This window comes from Sagittula salina (assembly GCF_017813235.1).
Classification (GTDB): Bacteria; Pseudomonadota; Alphaproteobacteria; order Rhodobacterales; family Rhodobacteraceae; genus Sagittula; species Sagittula salina.
On the sequence record NZ_JAGISH010000004.1, the window covers coordinates 126,441 to 148,233 of the forward strand.

The 21,793-nt window shown below is 66.4% G+C and carries 19 protein-coding genes; 5 read left to right on the top strand and 14 right to left on the bottom strand.

The genetic code is table 11. The features are described from left to right. Positions 1-151: 151 nt before the first annotated feature. The 10 genes from J5474_RS08845 to tolQ all read right to left on the bottom strand — a co-directional run bounded on the left by J5474_RS08845 (position 152) and on the right by tolQ (position 10,444). The gene (locus J5474_RS08845; protein WP_209360543.1) at positions 152-733 is read right to left on the bottom strand and encodes an MOSC domain-containing protein; all 582 of its coding nucleotides are present in this window, start codon (positions 731-733) and stop codon (positions 152-154) included. Positions 734-749: 16 nt separating this feature from the next. Beyond that, positions 750-1,508: a methyltransferase domain-containing protein gene (locus J5474_RS08850; protein WP_245216356.1), complete on the bottom strand. Its 759-nt coding sequence runs from the start codon at positions 1,506-1,508 to the stop codon at positions 750-752. Positions 1,509-1,536: 28 nt separating this feature from the next. Next, positions 1,537-3,453: an ATP-dependent zinc metalloprotease FtsH gene (gene ftsH / locus J5474_RS08855; RefSeq protein WP_209360545.1), complete on the bottom strand. Its 1,917-nt coding sequence runs from the start codon at positions 3,451-3,453 to the stop codon at positions 1,537-1,539. A gap of 79 nt (positions 3,454-3,532) precedes the next feature. After that, a complete protein-coding gene (gene tilS / locus J5474_RS08860; RefSeq protein WP_342454018.1) occupies positions 3,533-4,786 on the bottom strand; it encodes a tRNA lysidine(34) synthetase TilS in 1,254 nt (417 codons plus the stop codon). 203 nt (positions 4,787-4,989) lie between these two features. Next, on the bottom strand, positions 4,990-5,814 hold the full coding sequence (ybgF, locus tag J5474_RS08865; RefSeq protein ID WP_209360547.1) for a tol-pal system protein YbgF: 825 nt from the start codon (positions 5,812-5,814) through the stop codon (positions 4,990-4,992). A gap of 4 nt (positions 5,815-5,818) precedes the next feature. Further along, on the bottom strand, positions 5,819-6,352 hold the full coding sequence (gene pal, locus J5474_RS08870) for a peptidoglycan-associated lipoprotein Pal (RefSeq protein ID WP_209360548.1): 534 nt from the start codon (positions 6,350-6,352) through the stop codon (positions 5,819-5,821). Positions 6,353-6,456: 104 nt separating this feature from the next. Beyond that, positions 6,457-7,779 carry a Tol-Pal system beta propeller repeat protein TolB gene (gene tolB / locus J5474_RS08875; protein WP_425342874.1) on the bottom strand — a complete coding sequence of 441 codons (1,323 nt, stop codon included), beginning with the start codon at positions 7,777-7,779 and terminating at the stop codon, positions 6,457-6,459. 241 nt (positions 7,780-8,020) lie between these two features. Beyond that, on the bottom strand, positions 8,021-9,250 hold the full coding sequence (locus J5474_RS08880) for a cell envelope biogenesis protein TolA (RefSeq protein ID WP_209360550.1): 1,230 nt from the start codon (positions 9,248-9,250) through the stop codon (positions 8,021-8,023). A 9-nt stretch (positions 9,251-9,259) separates the two neighbouring features. Next, entirely contained in the window at positions 9,260-9,745 is a 486-nt protein-coding gene (gene tolR, locus J5474_RS08885; protein WP_209360551.1) for a protein TolR, read from the bottom strand. 3 nt (positions 9,746-9,748) lie between these two features. Next, the gene (gene tolQ / locus J5474_RS08890) at positions 9,749-10,444 is read right to left on the bottom strand and encodes a protein TolQ (RefSeq protein WP_209360552.1); all 696 of its coding nucleotides are present in this window, start codon (positions 10,442-10,444) and stop codon (positions 9,749-9,751) included. Between the two features lie 305 nt (positions 10,445-10,749). Here tolQ and J5474_RS23110 point away from each other — a divergent pair, with 305 nt between their 5' ends. After that, positions 10,750-12,144, top strand: a complete 1,395-nt coding sequence (locus J5474_RS23110) for a GGDEF domain-containing protein (RefSeq protein WP_209360553.1) — start codon at positions 10,750-10,752, stop codon at positions 12,142-12,144. Between the two features lie 27 nt (positions 12,145-12,171). On the opposite strand, the gene ybgC is transcribed toward J5474_RS23110, so the two are convergent. Then, positions 12,172-12,585, bottom strand: coding sequence for a tol-pal system-associated acyl-CoA thioesterase (ybgC, locus tag J5474_RS08900; protein ID WP_245216357.1), 414 nt, complete (start codon positions 12,583-12,585; stop codon positions 12,172-12,174). 420 nt (positions 12,586-13,005) lie between these two features. On the opposite strand from ybgC, the gene J5474_RS08905 reads away from it, so the two are divergent. Further along, positions 13,006-14,220 carry a TIGR03862 family flavoprotein gene (locus tag J5474_RS08905; RefSeq protein WP_209360554.1) on the top strand — a complete coding sequence of 405 codons (1,215 nt, stop codon included), beginning with the start codon at positions 13,006-13,008 and terminating at the stop codon, positions 14,218-14,220. A 1-nt stretch (position 14,221) separates the two neighbouring features. On the opposite strand, the gene J5474_RS08910 is transcribed toward J5474_RS08905, so the two are convergent. The 3 genes from J5474_RS08910 to dgcN all read right to left on the bottom strand — a co-directional run bounded on the left by J5474_RS08910 (position 14,222) and on the right by dgcN (position 17,498). Continuing rightward, positions 14,222-15,085 (bottom strand): D-amino-acid transaminase, encoded by an 864-nt coding sequence (locus J5474_RS08910; RefSeq protein ID WP_209360555.1) that lies wholly within the window; start codon positions 15,083-15,085, stop codon positions 14,222-14,224. Between the two features lie 287 nt (positions 15,086-15,372). After that, a complete protein-coding gene (gene dgcA / locus J5474_RS08915) occupies positions 15,373-16,335 on the bottom strand; it encodes an N-acetyl-D-Glu racemase DgcA (RefSeq protein WP_209360556.1) in 963 nt (320 codons plus the stop codon). Between the two features lie 161 nt (positions 16,336-16,496). Next, positions 16,497-17,498, bottom strand: coding sequence for an N-acetyltransferase DgcN (gene dgcN, locus J5474_RS08920; RefSeq protein WP_209360557.1), 1,002 nt, complete (start codon positions 17,496-17,498; stop codon positions 16,497-16,499). Between the two features lie 257 nt (positions 17,499-17,755). Between dgcN and J5474_RS08925 the strand changes: the two genes are divergently transcribed. From J5474_RS08925 to J5474_RS08935, 3 genes are all read left to right on the top strand, one after another. Next, complete coding sequence (locus J5474_RS08925) at positions 17,756-18,715, top strand: L-malyl-CoA/beta-methylmalyl-CoA lyase (RefSeq protein ID WP_209360558.1); 960 nt, start codon at positions 17,756-17,758, stop codon at positions 18,713-18,715. A gap of 196 nt (positions 18,716-18,911) precedes the next feature. Further along, positions 18,912-20,300, top strand: coding sequence for a class I SAM-dependent methyltransferase (locus J5474_RS08930; RefSeq protein ID WP_209360559.1), 1,389 nt, complete (start codon positions 18,912-18,914; stop codon positions 20,298-20,300). Positions 20,301-20,343: 43 nt separating this feature from the next. After that, positions 20,344-21,726: a class I SAM-dependent methyltransferase gene (locus tag J5474_RS08935; protein ID WP_209360560.1), complete on the top strand. Its 1,383-nt coding sequence runs from the start codon at positions 20,344-20,346 to the stop codon at positions 21,724-21,726. The last annotated feature ends 67 nt before the right edge of the window (positions 21,727-21,793 follow it).

Below are 21,793 nucleotides of genomic sequence, written 5' to 3' on the forward strand. Positions count from 1 at the left end.
CCTCCCTCTTGGCGCGTGTTCCGTGCGCCCGTGCATAACGGGGCACGGGGTGGCCTGTCACCGCAATACCGACCTTCTGCGACATCATCGCGGCGCCGGCCCCCGTGGGGGCTACCGGGACCGGCCCGTTCCCAAGCGCGGCGGGTCGCTGTCAGGGCTTCCACTTGCGCTGGTCGGGGATGTGCAGGGTGAGGGTGTCGCCGACGCGGATCGCGCCCTCGCGCGTGACCCAGCCCGTGACGCCCCGGCGGCCCTTCGCGGCGGTCTTGAAGCCCTTCGCGGGCTCTCCGACCACCTGTTTCAGGCTTCGTGCGGGAAACTGGCAGGGGCGATTTTGCATGTCCACGACGATTGTGGCGCCCGAAGGTGCCTGAAGACGCGAGGACGGCGGAACATGCGAGAAATCCGGCAATCCGCGCACGACCACATTGGCGCCCATGCGCGCGGGATCGACGGCGTCGATGCCCATTTCCTCCGCGATCACCTCCAGTTCCTCCACGCTCACGATGCTCAACTGGCGTTCATTCCCGATTTCCGTGCCTTTGGGGTACTGCGCCGTCACGCGCGAGCACGAAGGACGGGTCCGCCCGCCGTGAACCGATCCCTCCACCCCGTCAAAGCGCAGCGTCAGTTCGTTGCGGACCTCTGACAGCAGTTCCTTGCGGTCCTCGCTGGTGACGGTCCCCAGCCAGACGATTTCGCAGGTCCAGTCGGTGGGTTTCAGGGCAGGCATGGCGGTCTCCGGCTTGTCAGTCTTGGCGCGTCACCGTGAAGAACATCCGCCGCAAAGGGAAGAGCACGGAGCCATCTTCGGACGCAGGGTAGGCGCTGGCGATGACGTCTTCGTAGGCGTCAATCAGGCGAGTCTGCTCGGCCTGCGTCAGGGCCTGCAGGATGGGGCGGGCATAGGTCGCCTCGGTGAAGCGGCGGACGGGGTTGCCCTCATCGCAGGCGGGAAGGATCTGGTAATACTCCGTCTCCCATAGCGACAGCGCCCCCAGCGGCGCCAGCAGGTGGTAGTAACCCGCCGGACGCAGCACATCGGGCAGGCCGTCGGGCAGCGGGCCACAGAGTTCTTCCGCCAGAACGCGCCACATCCGGTGCGACGGCGCGTTGTTCTGGTGCGGGACCTGCACGGCCAGTGTGCCGCCGGGGGCGAGCGAATCCACCAGACGGGGCAGAATGGTTACATGATCGGGCACCCATTGCAGGGCGGCGTTGGAGAAGATCAGCGCCGGGGTTTCCTGCGGTGCCCATTCGGTGATGTCGGCCTGAACCAACGTGTCATACTGCCCCTCTGCCTTTGCCAACATCTCGGCGGAGGCATCGATGCCCACCAGCTGGCGGGCGGGAAACAGGCTGCGCAGCGGCGCCGCCACCGCGCCGGAGCCGCAGCCAAGGTCAGCCACGCAGCCTTGGGGCAGATCCGGCAGCGCCCGCAGCAGATCCATCGCCGGGCGCAAACGATGACCCCGGAACCGTGCATAGGTTCCGGGGTCCCAGGTCATGTGTGTCGCATCCACCATACTGCCGATGTCAGGCCGAGGGTTCCGGTTCCAGACCGCCTTCGCCCGCTGCCTTCTTCGGCTTGGTCTTCGGGATGGCGGTCAGGCTCGGCGTTTCCTCGACCGCGCCCGAACCCCCGTCCCCGTCGGGGGACTGCGGCGGCTCGCCGCGCACGACACGTTCGATCTCCTCGCCGGTCAGGGTCTCGTACTCCAGCAGACCCTTTGCCAGCCGTTCCCAATCGCCCTTGCGATCAGACAGGATCTGGTAAGCCCGCTGGTATGCGTCCTCGATGAAACGCCGGACCTCGGTTTCGATCAGTTCTTTCGTGTGGGCGGAAACCGACAGCCCCGCCGTGTTGCCAGAGTACCCCTCGGCAGCCTCGCGGTAATCCACGTTGCCGACCTTGTCGGACATGCCCCACTGCAGGACCATGGCACGCGCCAGCGCGGACGCCTGCTGGATGTCACCGGCCGGGCCGTTGGAGACATTTTCCTCGCCGTACTTGATGATCTCGGCGGCCTTGCCCGCCATGGTCATCGCCAGCTTTTCCTCGCACTCGGACTTGTGCCAGTTCAGGCGGTCGATCTCAGGCAGGGAAACCACCATGCCCAACGCGCCGCCGCGCGGGATGATCGTCGCCTTGTAGACCGGATCACACTGCGGCAGCGTCAGACCGACGATGGCGTGGCCGGCTTCGTGGAACGCCGTCTTTTCCTTCTGATCATCGGTCAACACCATGGAGCGGCGCTCCGCACCCATCATGACCTTGTCCTTGGCGCTTTCGAAATCTTCCATCGTGACAAAACGCCGACCATAGCGCGCCGCCATCAGCGCCGCCTCGTTCACGAGGTTGGCGAGGTCTGCCCCCGAGAAGCCCGGCGTGCCGCGCGCGATGATGCGCAGGTCGACGTCGGGGCCCAGCGGGGTTTTCTTCGCATGAACGCCAAGGATTTTCTCCCGGCCCTTGATGTCCGGGTTGCCCACGGTCACCTGGCGGTCAAAGCGGCCGGGACGCAGCAGCGCGGGGTCCAGAACGTCGCGACGGTTGGTGGCGGCGATGATGATGACACCCTCGTTCGCCTCGAAGCCATCCATTTCCACCAGCAGCTGGTTCAGCGTCTGCTCGCGCTCGTCGTTGCCGCCGCCGTAGCCCTGACCACGGGCACGACCCACGGCGTCAATCTCGTCGATGAAAACGATGCAGGGCGCGTTCTTCTTTGCCTGCTCGAACATGTCACGGACGCGGCTCGCACCGACACCCACGAACATCTCCACGAAATCCGAACCGGAGATGGTGAAGAACGGCACGCCGGCCTCGCCCGCGACAGAGCGCGCCAACAGCGTCTTGCCGGTGCCCGGAGGACCGACCAGCAACGCACCCTTCGGAATCTTGCCGCCGAGGCGCGAGAACTTCTGAGGGTTGCGCAGGAATTCCACGATCTCCTCGAGTTCTTCCTTTGCCTCGTCGATGCCCGCCACATCATCGAATGTCACGCGGCCGTGCTTTTCGGTCAGCAGCTTGGCCTTCGACTTGCCAAAGCCCATGGCGCCGCCTTTGCCGCCGCCCTGCATCCGGTTCATGAAGTAGATCCAGACCCCGATCAGCAGGAGGAAGGGAAGCAGATTCAGCAGAAAGACCTGAAAACCTGAGCTTTCCTGCGATTTTGCAGTGACGGGAACGTCCTTCGACACGAGCAGGTCGGTGACCTCGGCATCGGTGGGCTTGATCGTCACCATGTCCTTCTGGTCCGTGGTGCGGTAGCGCACCTGTTCCCCGTCGATCACGACGCTGGCGACATCGCCAGATTCCACGGCGTCGACGAATTCGGTGTAGCTGGTCTCCCGGCTCTGCAGGGTCGAGGTTCCACCCGAGAACAGGTTGAAAAGCGCCAGGATCAGCAGGAACAGGACGACCCAAAAGGCGATGTTGCGAGCGTTGCCCAAGACGGCGACTCCTTAATCAGGGAAGGCTTTGGCGCGGGGCCAGTGGTTGCCGCTTAACATAGACATATGTACGCCCGGTTCAATGCGTCATCAGGAACTGCCGGAAGGTCAGCGACCGGGCGCCCATCGGCAGGAACTCGAGCGTGACCTTCGGACCGAAGCCAAGCGCCGGACAGGCCCGCAGCATGTCGCCCTCCCAGACAGAAGGCAGCGCGCGGGCGGCGCGATGCGGATGGCGGGCGCGGGCGTCCCCGGGTAGCTGGCACCAGCCGTCTTCCCCCAGTTTGCGCAGCCCACGCAGATCGCAGGACCAGAGCGCGGGGCGGTCCTGCGGGCCGCGCTCCAGGCAGGTGGCGTTGGCCTTGAACTCCCCGAAGATACGGATATCGCTGCGTTCGGCCACGGCCTCGCAACCGTGCAGCGTCCCGCCGCCGCCAGACAACAGCCGGTCAAGCAGCGGCTCCAGCGCGGTGATGCGCGGACGCAGCGGGTTGCCGGAAACCCACATCAGCGCGGCGGCCAGCAGGCGCAACTGGGTGTCGCGCTCCAGCGCGGCGAAACGGCCGCGCGAAAACAGGATCTCGCCCGTGGGCACGCCGCAGCCCTGCCCCTCGCGCCCGGCCTCCTCCCACGCCTGCGCGGCGCGCGCCGCCAGCGCCCTGCGGGCCCGTGCCATACGCTGCGCGGCGCCGGACAGCACGTCGGCGCCCAGCCCTTCGTCCGCAAGCACGGACAACAACCGCCGCATCCGCGCCCGGTCAAAGCTGGGATCGTCGTTTGTGGGATCGTCGGCCCAGCGGCCCTTCAGAACTGTCAGATAGTGGCGCAGTTCCTCGCGCCCCATATCGAGGCAGGGGCGCACGACCTCGAAGCCATGCACGCGCCGGCGTGGCGCCATGGCAGCCAGCCCTTCGACCCCGGCGCCGCGCGCCAGCCGCATCAGGAAACCCTCGGCCACGTCATCGCGCGTATGGGCAAAGAGAACGTGCCGGAGCGACCCGCGCCAGCCGTCGATCAACCGCAGCCGCGCCTCTCGCGCCGCCTGCATCTTGTTGCCTTTGCCGTCCCAATTCCAGCGCAGCGTTTCATGCGGCCAGCCCAGGGTTGCGCATTCCTCCGCGACCATGGCCGCCTCTTCCGCCGCCTCGGGGCGAAAGCCGTGATCCACAGTCACGACCTGCAGGTTCACGCCCCAACGTTTTGTCCAATTGTGGGCGAGCGTGAGCATCGCCATGGAGTCGCCGCCACCCGAGACCGCAAGTCCGATCTCCGACGGAAAAGAGGGCCCCAATAGGGCCCCCATGCTGTCGGCGAAACGCTGGTCGAGGTCCACGACGGCCCTGCCCCTTCATCCTGACCCAAAACCCTCGGGGGCGCCTTCCGGGCCGAGGGCGGAGCCCCCCTTTCCGTTGACACCCACGCGATGGGGAACAATGTCCCCACCCTCTTAGCAGGACGTGGTTACTGACACCTTACAGACATCGCTGCCGTCTGTCCGGTGCCTGGCCCGCACGTCACTGGCACATCAGCGGCAAATTATTGGCAGGCAAACCCGCGACGGCTCTCTTCTGCCGCCTGCACGTACTCGGAGCCGGGGTAGCGCGTGCCTACCTCGGCCAGCGTCACGCAAGCCTCAGGGGTGGAGCCCAGTTCGCCCAATTTCGCGCCCAGCCGATACAGCGCCTCGGGCGCGACCTTGCTGTCAGGGAAACCGGAATAGGCATCGAGGTAACGCCGTGCCGCTTCGCGCGTATCACCCGCGCCTTCCAGCGCCTTGCCCTCGCCAACCAGGGCGGCGGGCTCCAGCGGCCCCTGCGGGTAGGTCTCGCGGAAGACAGCGAACAGGTCCGCCGCGCGGGCGAAGTCGCCGCTCTCCAGCGCCTCTTGTGCGCTGCGGAAATCCGCCTCCTCGCTCACCGCAAGCTCGCCCTCGTAGGGCAGTGCGTCGGTGCCGGAGGACGACGCCGGTGCGGGAGACAGATCGGCCGAAGCCTGCTCGCCACCCAGCGGCGGAATCTGCCCCACCTTGGAGAGGTCGCAGCCCGGTTCCAACTCGCACACGCGGAACTGAAGGTCGCCCAGCCGGTTGGCTCCGTCCTCGGCCACGCGACCGACGCGGAACTCCAGCTCCTCGGTCTTCGCGGTGATACGGGAAAGCTCGGACTCCAGCGCGTTCAGCCGTTGCAGCACGTCACCGGAGACGGTCACCTGCGAGCCGCCCGTGGTTGACAACTCCCGCTTCAGCTTTGACAGCTCTACCTGCAGCACCGTCAGATCCTGCTGCACGTCGGCCAGCGTTTCCGCCCGCACCGGCAGCGCCAGGGCCCCCAGCGCCGCCACGATCATCCACGCTCCCCGCATCGGCTCAGCTCGTCAGACCGCCGGCCGCCAGCACGGTCACCGCGCGACGGTTCTTGGCGTAGCAGGCTTCGGCGGAGCAGATTTCCAGCGGGCGTTCCTTGCCGTAGGAGACCTGGTTCAAACGGTTGGCGGAAACACCTTTGGAAATCAGGTACTCCTTCACGGCGTTTGCCCGGCGGCCGCCAAGAGCAATGTTGTACTCGCGGGTGCCCTGCTCGTCCGCGTGGCCTTCGATCACTGCCATGTAGTCGGAGTTGGTCAACAGCCACTGCGCCTGACCATCCAGCGTGGCGCGGGCCTCGGGGCTCAGCGTCGACTGGTCGACGGCAAAGAGCACGCGGTCGCCGACGCGTTGCTGGAAGTAGGCCGAGGAGGTCGGGTCATCGACGCTGCCCGGTAACACGCCAGAGGTCACACCGGCGTTGTTCATGCTGGCATCGTTGCCGCTGCCGCTACCATTGCCAAAGCGATTGGCGTTGGTACAAGCCCCGGCGGCCAGTGCCGCCATCAGCATCAGGGCCTTGGGAAGGTGTTTCATCACTGTCATCCTGCTCTTTCGCGCGTTTGTTGCGCATATGTTGTTGCGGCGATCCTATCACACACAACGGGACATGGGAATCGGGGGAATCGGGCCGCGGCGCCTTATTGCAGCGGTCCCCAGCTGGGATCGGACGCCCCGGCGGGCGTGCGCACACGCCGCAGATTGCGGCCCGAGATATCGACGGAATAAAGCGCCGATGCCCCCTGCGCGCCCTGCGTTTCGCGGGTGAACATGATGACGCGGCCATTGGGCGCCCAGGTCGGACCCTCGTCGAGGAAGGAGGCGGTCAGCAGCCGTTCTTCGGACCCGTCGACGTTCATCACACCGATGTGGAAACGACCCTTGTTCTGCTTGGTGAACGCGATGCGGTCGCCCCGCGGAGACCAGACCGGCGTGCCGTAGCGACCTTCGCCAAAGGAGATGCGCGCCGCCTCGCCACCGCCCGCCGACATGACATACAACTGCTGCGATCCGGAGCGATCACTCTCGAACACGATGCGGGAGCCATCCGGAGAGAAGGACGGCGCGGTTTCAATCGCGGGGCTGTCGGTCAGACGACGGGTTGCGCCACTGGCAACGTCCATCGCCCAGATGTCGGTGTTCGACCCCTGGGTCATCGAGTAAACCACCATCCGCCCGTCAGGGGAGAAGCGCGGCGCAAAGCTCATCTCGCCGCCCGTGGTTTCGATGATGCGGCTCTGGACCGCGCCGACATCGAGGATGTGGATGCGCGGGAAACCTGTAACGTAGGAAGTATAAAGCACCTGGTTGCCGTTCGGCGAAAAGCGCGGGGCCAGCACGATGGAGGCGCTGTCGGTCAGGTACTGAACGTTCGCACCGTCGTAGTCCATCACGCCAAGGCGCTTCTGCCGTTGATCCTTTGGCCCCGTTTCGGAGACAAAGACAACGCGGCTGTCAAAATAGGGCTGTTCGCCCGTCAGGCGGGAATAGACCTGATCGGCGACCTTGTGCCCCAGTCGCCGCCAGCCATCGGCGGAGGAGGCGAACTGCATCCCCTCACCCAGTTCGCGCTCTGCGAACACGTCCCAAGCGCGGAATTTCACCACCACGCGGCCAGCACTATCGGTGCTGACAGCGCCGGTAATCAATGCCTGCGCGTTGACCGCCTTCCAGTCGGCGAACTGCACCGGCGCAGCAAAGGTGGACACGCGCGAGATATGCGCGTCGCGGGGGATTTCACGGAAAAGGCCGGTGTTGACGAGGTCCTCGGCCACCACGCGGCTGATGTCCTGCGCGTATTGCTCCGCCCCCGGTGTTTCCGCCACGAAGGCGGGGATCGCGATGGGCATCGGCTCCACGATGCCGCGGTCGATTTCAAGCCGCAAAGGCCCCTGTGCCATAGCGGGCACCGCCGCCAAAAGCCCAAGCACCATCATCAGCCACATCATGGCTCGTCTCGTCATGGAACCCCTCCTAGGGACCTGCCCAGCAACTGCCGCGCGGATCTGCCGTCCGCATACGATTTTCAATACAGCGCATTTGATGCACCTGAAACACCCTTCAAGCGCCATTTCAGCGGGGAATTGCCGAAATCGCAGGCCCGGGGTGCGGTTTTTTCCGGTTTTGTGACGGTCCGGACCCCGCAAGGCCCGACCGGTTGCGAAATCGTGATCGCCGGCGGGGACAATCATGACGGCGAAGCGCTCAGCGCAGCCGCATGTCCTCCGGGTTGAAGGTGATCTCTACCTCCTTCCACTGGTCGTACTTCTCCGCCGGCAGCGTGTAGCCGTCGTTCTGGCAGCGCAGAACGGCGCGCCGCGCGGACTGGAAGGCAGTTTCGACAGCCTGGCCGCTGCCGCCTTCGGACCCGATCAGGCGCACGGTGCCCGCCACCCGGCCCTGCCGGTCAAGCTCGAACGCGATGGTCACCGTCACGTCCGCCGCCTGACTGCCGACGTCCACAAGCCAGCAGGCCTGAACGGCGAGCCGCAGCCCGTCCCTTTCCCCCGCTGTCAGGGGAGGCCCCTGCGGCGCGTCGGCACCCGCGCCCGCGTTGCCCAGTTCCTCGGCAAGCGCCGCGGCAAGCAGGTCGTCGGCGCTCTCCGGCGCGGGCTTCTGCGGCGTCTCGGCGGGCGTGTCCCTGGGCGGCTCGGCGGCCTGTTCCGCTGTCTTCTCGGGTGGCGTCTCTGGCGTTTTTTCGGCGGGCTTCGCGGATGCGGCCTGCGGCGGACGCGTCTTTGGCCGCATGGATGAGGCGGGCGCAAGCGAACCGGAGGGTTCCTCCGCCTCGGTCACGATCTCCGTCGTGGTCTCTGGCGGGGCGGTCGCCTCCTCCGTTTCCTCTGCCACATCGGGCGATGTGGCATCGGGGCTGGCGGCCTGCTGGGTCTCCTCTGCTGTCATGGCCTCGGGGTCCGGCGGGGCCACGGGCGTATCCGCGACGCGTGGCGCAGGGCGGGGCGTCGGGCGCGTCGTGGCATCCGGTGCCAGCACGCGCGGCTGAGGCTCCGGCGCAGGCGGCGCCGGGATCGGATCGGGCTGCGGTTCGGGGATCGGCGTTGGCACAGGGTCCGGCTCGGGCTCCGGCGCAGGGTCCGGCTGCGGCGCAGGTTCGGGAGCAGGTGCCGGGGCAGGCGCCGGGGCAGGCTCTGGGGTCGGGTCCGGCTCAGGCTCGGGGGCGGGTTCTGGCACGGGGGCCGGTTCCGGTGCGGGGGCAGGTTCCGGCTCTGCCACGGGTTCCGGCTCCGATGCCGGTTCCAGCGCGGTCGTATCGGTGGGCCGTGGAGTCGAGAGGGCCGCGAACTCGGCTTCCGACAGCACGGTGACATCCGCCACCGACATTTCTGGCAGAGGCGCACTGAAGATATCCCCCAGCAGGAGCCAGAGGAGGACGAGGATGTGAGCCCCGGCCGAGATATAGAGGGGACGGTTCAACGAAGGACCTCAGTTCCCGTCCGCAGCCGGACGATCCAGTGCGGGCCCGCCAACGTCGGTCACCAGACCGATGGAGGAGAATCCCCCGGCGTTCAGAGCGCCCATGACCTGCGCCACCTGTTCATAAGGCACCGTGCCGTCGGCGCGCAGGTAGACCCGATCGTCAGAGCGTTCGGCGGCGATGGCGCGCAGCCGGTTCACGAGGTCCTCGCGCTCGACCGCCGTCGACATGATCATCACCGTGCCGTCGGCGGACAGTGTCACCGAAAGCGGTTCTTCGGTGTCTTGCGGAAGCGCCTGTGCGGCGGTCTTGGGCAGTTCGACCGGCACGCCCACCGTCAGCATCGGGGCCGCGACCATGAAGATGATGAGCAGCACCAGCATCACGTCCACGAAGGGCGTGACGTTGATTTCGGACATGGCCGCCGAGGATCGGCGCGACCTGCGTCGCCGTTTACCGCCGCCGCCGCTGCCCTTGATGACACCCGCGCCCATGGCTCAGGAATCCAGCTGGCGCGAAAGGATGGTGGAAAACTCGTCCGCGAAGGCCTCGTAGTTGCCCACGATACGGTCGGAGTCGGCGCTGAACTTGTTGTAGAAGATAACCGCCGGGATTGCCGCGAGCAGGCCGAGCGCGGTGGCGAGCAGCGCCTCGGCGATGCCGGGCGCCACAACGACCAGCGAGGTGTTCTGCGACTGCGCGATCTGGACAAAGGCGTGCATGATGCCGAAGACAGTCCCGAAAAGCCCGATGAACGGCGAAGTGGAGCCGATGGTCGCCAGCACGGGCAGGCCCTTTTGCAGGGCGTCGGCCTCCTTTGTGATGGCCACGTCCATGGAACGGTCGATGCGGCTCTGGGCGTTGGCGATCAGCCCGCCGTCCTCGCGGTGCGAGCGGCGCCATTCGATCATGCCAGCCGCAAACACCCGCGCGGAGCGGCCTGCGGGTTCGGTCCCCATCTGGTCGAACAATTCGTCCAGCGGCTCGCCCGACCAGAACATGCGGTCAAAGGCGGCGGCCTCGCGGCGGGCCTTGCGATAGCTGACGAATTTTTCGAGGATGATCGCCCACGACCAGACGGAGGCTGCGATGAGCGCCATCATCACGAGTTTCACGGTCAGGGTCGCGCGCGCGAACAAGGCGAAAAACGAGAAATCGATGCCCTGCGCGAGGGTGGCCACGTCTGCTTCCATAGAACCTGCTCTTTGCTGTCGGCCCGTTTCGGTGGGCTCGTTACCCCTGATCTACCCGATTTGCGGTGTAAACACCATATTCGTGGAGGACTGGCGCGGAAACGCTTCTGCATGAGCAAAACGCCGCTTACAGGCGCCACGACATGCCGTATGATGTCGTCGCCATCCAGAAGTTCATCGAAAAAGTGGATAAATATTGAGCAGGACCTCTATTCTTGTCCTTGTTAACCCTTTGCTAACCAAGCTTGCTTAGGCATCAAGCGAAACTGTTTCAGCTCCACTACTATAGGGATATTCATATACCCGTGCCTGCTCCGCGCCACCTTTCAGCGCGTCACGCGCCCAACCCGGCGATCCGGCGCGCAGAGCATTTGCGCCGCACCGGGCTGTGGGCTACGGCAATCGCCATCGTTCTGATCGCGCTGGATTACTTCACCGATTGGCAGGTCCTGCTGTCGCCGATCGATCACTCCGTGCGCACCAATCCCTTTACTCTCGTTGCGGTCGGTCTCGCCGCTGTCGCGCTCTTGCGTCAGCGACCGATGCAGGCGCCCACCGGGTTTGTAACGGGCTGCTGGCTTGGCGTGCTGGGCATCGCGGCATTGTTCCCGCTCAGCGGACCGGTGACGCACGCAATCTCGCCGGACGGAAATCTCGGCCGCACCGGGTGGAACACCGCGCTGGCGCTGGCGCTGATCGCGGCCGGGCAGCTGGCGCATCGCCTCCACCCGCGTCAGGCCACGCACCTCATTCTCGCCGCCATCGTTCCCGCTCTTGTTGCGCTGAATGGCATCGCCCTGGGCGCAGCAGAATTTCACGGGGAAATGTCGATGACCTCGGCCCTTGCGCTCGGCGGGCTCTGGCTGGCGTCGCTTCGACGTATCGCGCGGGAGCGCCCCCTGCGGCTCATCCTGCCCGACAACCGCCCCGGGCGGCTTCTGCGACGGCAGGTCGGCCTGTGGCTGGCCATGGATCTCGGGCTGCTTCTGGTACTGCGCGCCTTCGAACTGCAAGGCGCGGCGGTCTACCCGGCCGTCCACTCGTTTCAGATGTTGCTGACCTGGATGCTGTCCTTCTATTTCTCGATGGAGTTCGCGGGCCTTCTCGACACGGCGCAACGTGGCCAGACCCGGCTGCGCGGCGAGGCAGAGCGCGATCACCTGACCGGGCTCGCCACGCGCCGTGCGGCAGAGCGGCATTACCGCCAGATCAGCGCCAGGGCACAGCGTTTCACCGTTGTCCTGATCGACATCGACAATTTCAAGCGGATCAACGACCGATACGGCCACGCCTGCGGCGACGAAGCTCTGGCGGCCATGGCGGAAACGATCCGGGCCAGACTGCGCGTTTCCGATTTCGCCGCGCGTTGGGGCGGGGAGGAATTCCTTGTTTTTCTGCACGGGGTGCCGACCGATTCAGGCACGCTTTGGGCAGCGGACCTGCAAGACGCGCTCGACCGGCGCGGATCGCTGGTGCCGGGGCTGCCGATGCTGACGGTCTCCGTCGGGATTACGGCGCATTACGGCGCCCCCACCCCGCCGCTTGATCAACTGGTGCGGCACGCGGACGAGGCGCTTTATGCCGCCAAGGAGGACGGCCGAGACTGCGCGTGGTTCGCGGATCCGGAGGACGGCTATCGCTTGCGCCGTACCACCCCGCGCCCGGCCGCCAAACTCTCGCCCGCCACCGTCAGTGCCTGAACTGAAAAGCCCGCGGGCGGCGGCCGCTCAGTGCACCCGCCGGCGCAATGCCGCAGGCAGGCGCGTCGGATGTCCGTCCAGCGTGGCGCAGACCGCCGTGACTTCGGCACGGAACACAACCTCTTCGCCGCGCAGCACCTCCTGAGCCATGATGAGCCGCACGCCGGTCATGCTCTTGACCGTGGTCCGGATTTCCAGGACGTCGTCGTATTTCGCCGCGTGCAGGTAGTCGGCCTCGATCCGCCGCACGACAAAGACGATACCATCCTCCTCTCGCATGGCGTTCTGGTCCAGCCCCTGTTCGCGGACCCAGTCGCTGCGGGCGCGCTCGATGTATTTCAGGTAGTTGGCGTGGTAGACGATCCCCGCCATGTCGGTGTCTTCGTAGTAGACCCGGACAGTGAAGACATGCATGGCCTGCTCCTTCTTCCTGCGTGCCATCTTTTCTTGCCCGCCTCGACGGGGACAAGTCCACCCCCGGCACCCTGCCTGCGTCAACGACGCTTGCGCCATCCGCCCGCACTGCGCGGCGGCAATCAGGCACCCTCTTTGCAGCCCAAGCAAGATAACCCGCTATCTCGGGATACGCCCGCACCGCCTCCACGGTGTTCAGGGCGCGCACCGGCCATAACTCTGTAGAGCGCCCGTAGCGGATCTGGTGCAGCAAGGCCACCGGGCCGCCCTGACCGCCCTTCGGTCGGGGGATCGAGTGATGCAGACTCTGGCGCGCATGGGCGGGATGGGGCGAGACGGGGCGAGACGGGGCTCGGGCAGATCGGGCTGGCCTCTCGATCCTAGCCTTGTTTCCGCGCGGCTACTGCGGCAAACATCGCCCCGCCCAATGCAGGACCCGTGCACGCCATGCCTCATGACCCAAGCGCCGCGCCGACGCGCGTCCAGCCCGCGCCCGGCGCCATGGTCATCGGTGGCGGTCCGGCCGGGCTGATGGCAGCCGAGATGCTGCTGGCGGCCGGTCACCCGGTGACCCTGGCGGAAGCGAAGCCCTCGATCGGGCGCAAACTGCTGATGGCGGGGAAGTCGGGGCTGAACCTGACCAAGATGGAGCCCTTCGACCAATTCCTCGACGCCTATCCCAATCCCGGCCCGCTGCGCCCCATGCTGGAACGGTTTGGACCGGAGACGGTGCGCGACTGGGCGGAGGCGCTGGGGCAGCCATGCTTTACCGGTTCTAGCGGGCGGCTGTTTCCCGAGGCGATGAAGGCTTCGCCACTGCTGCGCGCGTGGCTCGATCGGCTCGATGCGATGGGGCTCGCGCGGCATACCCGCTGGCGCTGGACCGGCTGGGAGTGCGACGCGCTGCGCTTTGACACGCCAGAGGGAGAACGCGTACTCAGACCCGGCGCCACGGTTCTTGCCCTTGGCGGCGGGAGTTGGGCGCGGCTCGGGTCGGACGGCATCTGGGCCGATCTGTTCCGCGCGCGGGGACTGGAGATCACGCCCTTCCTGCCCTCCAATGCCGGACTGCTGGTGGACTGGTCGGAGCACATGACCCGCCACTTCGGCGCGCCCCTGAAGAACGTCACCTTCCGGGCGGGGCAGATGGAAAACCGGGGCGAGGCGGTGATCTCCGCTCGTGGGCTGGAGGGCGGCGGACTCTACCCGCTCGCCCCTGCGCTGCGCGACGGCCATGCCCTGGTCGTCGACCTTTTGCCGGATATAGCCGTCGAGACGCTGGCCGAGCGCCTGTCCAAACCGCGCGGCAAGACGAGCCGGTCCAACGCCCTGCGCAAGGCGCTGAGCCTCACCCCGGCCGCGCAGGCATTGCTGATGGAAATGGCGCGTCCGCTGCCCCACGATCCCCAAACCCTGGCATCCATCGTGAAGACACTGCCAATCCGCCACGCCGGTTTGCGCCCGCTGGACGAAGCGATCTCTACCGCTGGCGGCGTGCCGATGGCAGCACTCGATGGGCTGATGCTGAAAGCCCTCCCCGGCACCTTCTGCGCCGGAGAGATGCTGGATTGGGACGCGCCCACCGGGGGCTACCTGCTGACGGCCTGCCTTGCAACAGGTCGTCAGGCGGGGCTTGACGCCGCCGCCTGGCTGGAACGCTGACTCAGATCGCCGCCTTGCGGCTTTCTTCCAGGTAGATCTCGCGCAGGCGCAGCGCGCGCGGCCCGGGGGCGCCGTCGCCCAGCGCCGCACCGTCGATTTCCACCACCGGCATGACAAAGGTAGAGGCCGAGGTGATAAAGGCCTCATCCGCCGCCTGCGCCTCTGCGATGGTAAAGTTGCGCTCTTCCACCTCCATCTGCGCCTCTGCCGCGAAACGCAGCACGGCGGCTCGAGTGATCCCGTGCAGAATGTCGTTCGACAACGCGCGGGTAACGATCTTGTTGCCCTTGATGAAATAGGCATTGTTGGAGGTGCCCTCGGTCACGAAACCGTCCTCGACCATCCACGCATCATCGACGCCGGCCTTCTTGGCCATCATCTTGCCCATGGAGGGATAGAGCAGTTGCACCGTCTTGATGTCGCGGCGGCCCCAGCGGACATCCTCGATGGAAATGACCTTGATCCCCTTCTTCGCGGCCGGGCTGTCCGCGAGGCCGGGCTTGTTCTGGGTAAAGAGCACCAGCGTCGGCTTCACCTCTTCGGGGTCGGGAAAGACAAAATCACGGTCGGCGGCGGCCCCGCGCGTGACCTGCAGGTAGACCATGCCCTCCTCGATGCCGTTGATTTCCACCAGCTTGCGGTGGATCTCCAGCAGCTCCTCCGTCGTGCAGGGGGCCTGCATGTCGAGTTCCTTCAGCGACCGTGCCAACCGCGCCGCGTGGCCGTCGAAGTCGATCAGCTTGCCGTCCAGAACGGATGTCACCTCGTAGACGCCATCCCCCATCAGGAAAGCGCGGTCGAAGATGGAAACCTTGGCTTCGGTTTCGGGCAGGTACTCTCCGTTCACGTAAACTGTGCGGGTCATGTCAGTCGTCCTCCGGCATCGAGTGCGGCGCCGCGTCCTTCGGCGGCATCGCGGGTCCTGCAACCCGGATGGGACGAAGCGTGCGCAGCGTCAAGGCCTCCGAAAGAGGAAGGTCAGGAAATTCGGTGCGGGCACCCTCATGCCGTGGGAGAAAGGGCAAATGGACGGCGGCGGCGCGGGAAGCCATGTACCCGCGCCCGGAAGGGTTTGCCGGGCGCGCTGCGGCTCGCTGCGCTTAGCACGTTCGGCGCTGAAGACCGTCCCCCGAAAAGTCTTCCGGGCGCGCCTCATCCCCAAAGACCGCGCTCTGGCGGGTGCACTCCCTGAGCATCGTAAACAAGGGGAACCGAACGATCCTCCGCCAGCAGAAGCGGTCCGTCGAGGTCCACCACCTCTGCCCCTTGCGCCACCAGCACCGCCGGTGCCATGGCCAGCGAAGAGCCGACCATGCAGCCCACCATCACGCCATGACCCTCGGCGCGGGCAGCATCCCGCAGCGCGAGCGCCTCCGTCAGCCCGCCGGTTTTGTCGAGCTTGATGTTCACCATGTCGTACTTGCCCTTCAGCCCGCTCAGGGACGCCCGGTCGTGGCAGCTTTCGTCGGCACAAAGCGGCACCGGTCGTTCCAGCCCGATCAGTGCCTCGTCCGCTCCGGCAGGCAGGGGCTGCTCAACCAAAGCCACGCCCAGACGCAAAAGATGCGGGCAGAGTTCAGCATAGACCCGCGCCGACCAGCCCTCGTTGGCATCCACGATGATCTTCGCCTCCGGCGCGCCGCGCCGCACCGCCTCCAGCCGGGGCATGTCGTCCGGTGTGCCAAGCTTGATCTTCAGCACAGGGCGCATCGCGTGCCGCCGCGCCGCCGCCTCCATCCGCTCCGGCGTATCCAGTGACAGGGTAAAGGCCGTCACCTCCGGCCCCGGTGCCGCCAGACCGGCCAGTTCCCAGACGCGCCGTCCCGACGCCTTCGCCTCCAGATCCCAAAGCGCGCAATCGACCGCGTTTCGTGCTGCACCCGCAGGCAAGGCCTCCTGCAAAGCCGAACGCGAAACGCCCTCCGGAAGCGCTCCTATCTCTTCGGCTACGCTCTCCAGCGTCTCGCCATAACGCGCATAGGGCACGCATTCGCCACGACCCGTCACGCCACCGCGTGTCACGGAAACCGTCAATACCTGCGCCTCCGTCCGCGATCCCCGCGAAATGGTAAAAGCTTCCGCCAACCGGAACACGTCCCGCGTTATCTCGATCATGGCACGCCCCTTCTGCTTTTTCTTGGTCCAAATACTCACCGCCCGGCCCGCCGCACAAGCATCCGCCCGGACAGTAACCCCGTGACGGCACGGCGGCGGGGCGACATCCGCAGGAAGAGCGCCCGACCCGCCCTGCAGCCCGGCCCGCCGCCCGTACAGCCTCAGTAGGCCCCCAGCGCCTCGGCCAGCCTTGCCGCGCCGTGGCGGAACGGGTCCACGGTCGGCAGGCCCAGCCGCGCCTCGACCTCGGCACAGTAGTTCGCGGCTTCTGCTTCGCTCATGTGTTGCGTATTGATCGACACCCCCACCACACGGCAGTCGGGATTCGCCACCCTTGCCATCTGCAGGGAAAGGTCGCGCAGGTCCTCCAGCGAGGGCAACGCGTAGCCCGGCAGGCCGCGCATGTGCGTGCGGGTGGGTTCGTGGCACAGGATCAGCGCGTCCGGCTGGCCACCGTGGATCAATGCCAGCGTCACCCCGGAAAAGGAGACGTGGAACAAGCTGCCCTGCCCCTCGATAATGCCCCAGTGGTCCGCGTCGTTCGGCGGCGTCAGCCACTCGATCGAACCCGCCATGAAGTCCGCGATCACCGCGTCCAGCGGCACGCCATCGCCGGTGATCAGGATGCCGGTCTGGCCGGTGGCGTGGAAGGTGCTCTTCATCCCCTTCTCCCGCATTGCCTTGTCCAGTGCCAGCGCCGTGTACATCTTGCCGACCGAGCAATCCGTTCCGACCGCCAGCACGCGCTTGCCCGACCGCTTCACGCCGTCCGCGACGGGATAGTCCACCTCGGGAACGCGCACGTCGTGCAGGCTGCGCCCCGTGGCCTGCGCCACCGCCACGAGGTCGGGCTCGTCGTGCAGCAGGTTGTGCAGCCCGGAGGCCAGATCGAACCCCTCCTCCAACGCCTCGACCAGCACTTTCTTCCACGCCTTTGAGATCACGCCGCCGCGGTTCGCGACGCCGATTACCAGTGTCTTTGCGCCTGCGGCCTTCGCTTCGGCCAGCGTCATGTCGGGCAGCTTCAGGTCGGCCTTGCAGCCTTCCATCCGGTACTGGCCAACGCAGTTCTCCGGACGCCAGTCACGGATGCCTTGCGCGACCTTGGCGGCCAGCGCGTCGGGCGCATCGCCCAGAAACAGCAGGTAAGGGGTCTGGATCATAGTAGTCTCCCGTCGTCAGGCTTTGTCTGCTTTGTCCCGATTCTGCGCCTGCATCACGCGAAGAGGGTTGCAAATGCACGGATCGCTCGCGCGGCTGCACACATTTCTCTCGTATTTCCGAACAATTGGTGGAGAATCTTGCGCCCGCTCGCCGAGCGTCGACGCTCTGGCTGCGCATTTCGCTTGCGCAGCATTGGGCAATTTAATAACCCACATACCGACGCAAACGAAATTTCCTTACGCGAAGGAGAAGACCCATGTCGTTCCGGCTCCAGCCCCCCTCCCCCGCCGTGCCCAACCGCTGTCAGTTGTTCGGCCCAGCGTCGCGCACTGCACTGTTCGAGAAGATGGCCGCCTCGGCCGCGGACGTGATCAATCTGGACCTCGAGGATTCGGTCGCGCCCTCCGACAAGGACAGCGCCCGGGCCAACGCGATCCAGGCGATCAACGACATCGATTGGGGGCAAAAGACGCTTTCCATCCGGATCAACGGGCTGGATACACCGTGGTGGTACCGCGATGTGGTCGACATTCTGGAACAATCCGGCGACCGGCTCGACCGCATCATGATCCCGAAAGTCGGCTGCGCCGGGGACATCTACGCCGTCGACGCGCTTGTCACCGCCATCGAGCGCGCCAAGGGCCGCACACGGCCGCTCCGCTTCGAGGTCATCATCGAATCCGCCGCCGGGATCGCCCACGTCGAGGAGATCGCCGCTGCCTCCCCCCGCATGGAGGCGATGAGCCTCGGTGCCGCCGACTTCGCCGCCTCCATGGGCATGGCCACCACCGGAATCGGCGGGACGCAGGAAAACTATTACATGCTGCACGCGGGCCAGAAGCACTGGTCCGACCCGTGGCATTGGGCGCAGGCCGCCATCGTCGCCGCCTGCCGCACGCACGGGGTGCTGCCGGTGGACGGGCCTTTTGGCGACTTCTCCGACGACGAAGGGTTCCGCGCGCAGGCGCTGCGGTCCGCCACGTTGGGTATGGTCGGCAAGTGGGCCATTCACCCCAAGCAGATCGCGCTGGCCAACGAGGTCTTCACCCCGACCGAAGCGGCCATCGCCGACGCTCGCGCCATTCTGGAGGCGATGGAAGCCGCCAAGGCCCGCGGCGAAGGGGCCACGACCTACAAGGGCAAGCTGATCGACATCGCGTCGATGAAGCAAGCCGAGGTAATCGTGAAACAGGCCGACCTGATCGCAGGCATGTAGGCGGCGCCCCGGTCGGGCAGGGTCGTGACATGACAAAATAAGGAACGGGGCGCCAATGGTGCCCCGTTCTCGCGTTCAGGGTTCGCGGCGAGCAGGTCCGCAAAAGCCGCCTTGCCCTTGGGGCATCTTTTCCCCACCTTGGAGGTGATTGATTAACCTTGTTCAGGGCGGCGCAGCGCCGCACGGGGGACGCGCGATGTCCGAGTGGAACCGGGGCTACCCCACAGACAGCGTCTATATCGACGCGATCCAGCCCGCGATTTCGCCGTGGCGCTGGCAGCAGGCGCTGCGATTTGCCGGCCGCGACGGGCCGGACCCGACGGCACCGTTTCGCTTTCTTGAACTGGGCTGCGGTACGGCCACCACGTTGATTGCGCTCGCCGCTGCCTACCCGCAGGGCCGCTTTTCCGGTTACGACTTCATGCCCGAGCCGGTGCACATGGCCAGGGAAATCATCACACAAGCCGGCCTGCCGAACGTCGCGGTGATCGAAGCCAGCTTCGATGAGATGGCCGCCGCCGCGCCCGAGGCGCCTTACGACTACGCCTTTGCGCACGGGGTCTGGTCATGGGTGCCAGAGGCAGTTCGGGCGGAGCTGGTATCGGTACTGGGCCGCTGGCTTGCCCCGGGCGCGCTGGTCTATATGGGTTACAACACCGCCGCCGGATGGTCCGCCTCCGAACCGATCCGCCAGATCTTTCGCCTGACGCCGCAGGGGCCGCCGCATGACCGCTTCGGCCCAGCCCGCGCCGCCGTCACCGCGTGGCTGGAACGCAGCGGCGACCGCCAGCCCATGGTCCGCAACCATTGGGCCACGATGCGGGACAGCTCCGACGGGTTCATCGCGCATGAGCTTGGCAACCCGCATGGCACCGGCCTCTGGATGGAGGACGTCGCCGCCGCGCTGGACGGGGCAAAGCTGCGCTACGCGGGACCATCGGTCCTGGCGGAGCACCTCGATGCGCCGTTCCTGGCCGAAGAAGACATGGCGTTGCTGCGCCATGCCGATGCCGACGGCTGGGTGGAGACCGCGCGCGACCTGCTGCACGGACGCTACTTCCGCAAGGATCTGTATCACCGGGGCGCGCCCGCGATGGGCTTTGCCGCCATGATGGGCGCGATGCGCGCGCTGCGCGTGATCCCGTGGGACATGGAGGTGCGCATGGCCACCCACATGGGCGTCTGGCGCCGTCAGCGCCAGCACCTGCCGGACGATCTGGCGGACCGCATCCGGGGGCTTGCGTCGGAAGGCGGCAGTTTCGGAGCGGTGATGGAGGGGCTGGAGGCCGAGGTCGGTATGCCGGAGGCGCAGGCCTTTCAGATCGCCCTTCTCGCTCTGATATCCGGCCACCTGCTGGACATTCGATCCGATACTGAGATCGCGGCCGCGCAGGCCGGTTGCGACCGGCTGAATGCGGTGTTGCTGGAGCGCGGCCGCTACGGACAGCTGGCCGGGCTGGTTTCGCCCGTCACCGGAACCTGCCTGCAATTCCCCGAGGACACGCACCGCGAGGCACTGGCAGGACGCGGCAACGCACCCGCGCTGTTCGAGCGGCTCGAACGCCTCGGCATCGCGTTTGGCTGACTGCACGCAACGCCCCACGAAACGCCCGCACAGGAGCACCCCCATGTCAGACTGGTCCCAGGGCTACCCCACCGACAGCGCCTACATCGACGCAATCCAGGTGGAGATCAACCCGTGGCGCTGGCAGCAGTCCATGCTCTTTTCCGGACGCGCCTGCCCGTCGCCCAGGGCGCCTTTCCGGTTCCTCGAACTGGGCTGCGGCTCTGCCATGACGCTGATCGCGCTGGCCTGCAGCTATCCGCAAGCGAAATTCACCGGCTACGATTTCATGCCCGAGCATATCGTCACGGCAAACCGGTTGATCCGGGAAATCGGGCTGACGAACATCGAGGTGCGCGAGGGCGCCTTTGCCGAGATGATCGCGGAGGGCCCCGGAGAGAAATACGACTTCGCTGCCGCTCACGGGGTCTGGAGCTGGGTGCCGCCGGAGGTGCGGTCCGACATCGTCACGGTACTGAACGGCTGGCTGGGCACCGGGGCGGTGACCTATTTCGGCTACAACGCCGCCGCGGGCTGGGCCGCCGCCGGGCCGATCCGGCAGATCTTCCGGCGCGTGCCACGTGGCCGGGGCGAGCGGCCTTTTGCGGCGGCACGGGCGGCGGTGGACCTCTGGCTGGAGCAGATGGGCGACATGGCTCCGCAGGCTGCGGTGCTCTGGCAGAAACTCAAAGATGCGCCGGATCATTTCCTCGCTCATGAGATCGGATCGGAGTTCGGCACCGGGATCTGGATGGAAGATCTGGCAGAACCCCTGGGAGAGGCAAAGATGACCTATGCCGGGCCCGCCGTCCTGGCAGAACACATGGACGCGCTCTTTCTAGAGGATGAGGGCGTGGAAATGCTGCGCCGCGCGGTTGATGAAGGCTGGGGCGAAACCGCGCGCGACCTGCTGCATCGCCGGACCTTTCGCAACGACCTGTACCACCGCGGCGCGCCTACGGTGTCCGGCACGACCATGTTGGAGAAGATGCGCGCGCTGCGGCTGATCGCATGGGACGAGGCGTTGAACATCGGCACCCACCCGAGCGTCTTCGACCAACTGAAACGCGGCGTGGACGAGCGGGTGCTGCTGGGGTTTCAGGAACTCTGCGCCGGGGATGGCGCGCCTTTCGGCGCCTGCATGGAAGCCGTCGACGCACCGCCGATGGCGGCCTTTCAGGCGGTGATGACGGCGCTGGTGTCCGGCGGGCTGATGGATCTGCGCCCAAAGGCGGACGTGGAGGCCGCGCAGGAGACCTGTGACCGCTTCAACGCCGCAATGATGGCGCGGCTGCGGCGTGGCGGCCACGTCCCCGGTTTCGCCGCTCCGGGCTACGGCGGCTGCGTTCAGTTTTCCCGCCCCGAGCAACGCGCGGTCCTGCTGGGGGAAACCGAAGACGAGATCTTCCACGCGCGGTTGGAAAAGCTGGGCGTTCGGGTCAGGTGAGGCAGGTACCAGTCCGTGCGTGGTCCGCTCTACGAGATACCGCGAATGGCGCCCCGGTATTCAGCAT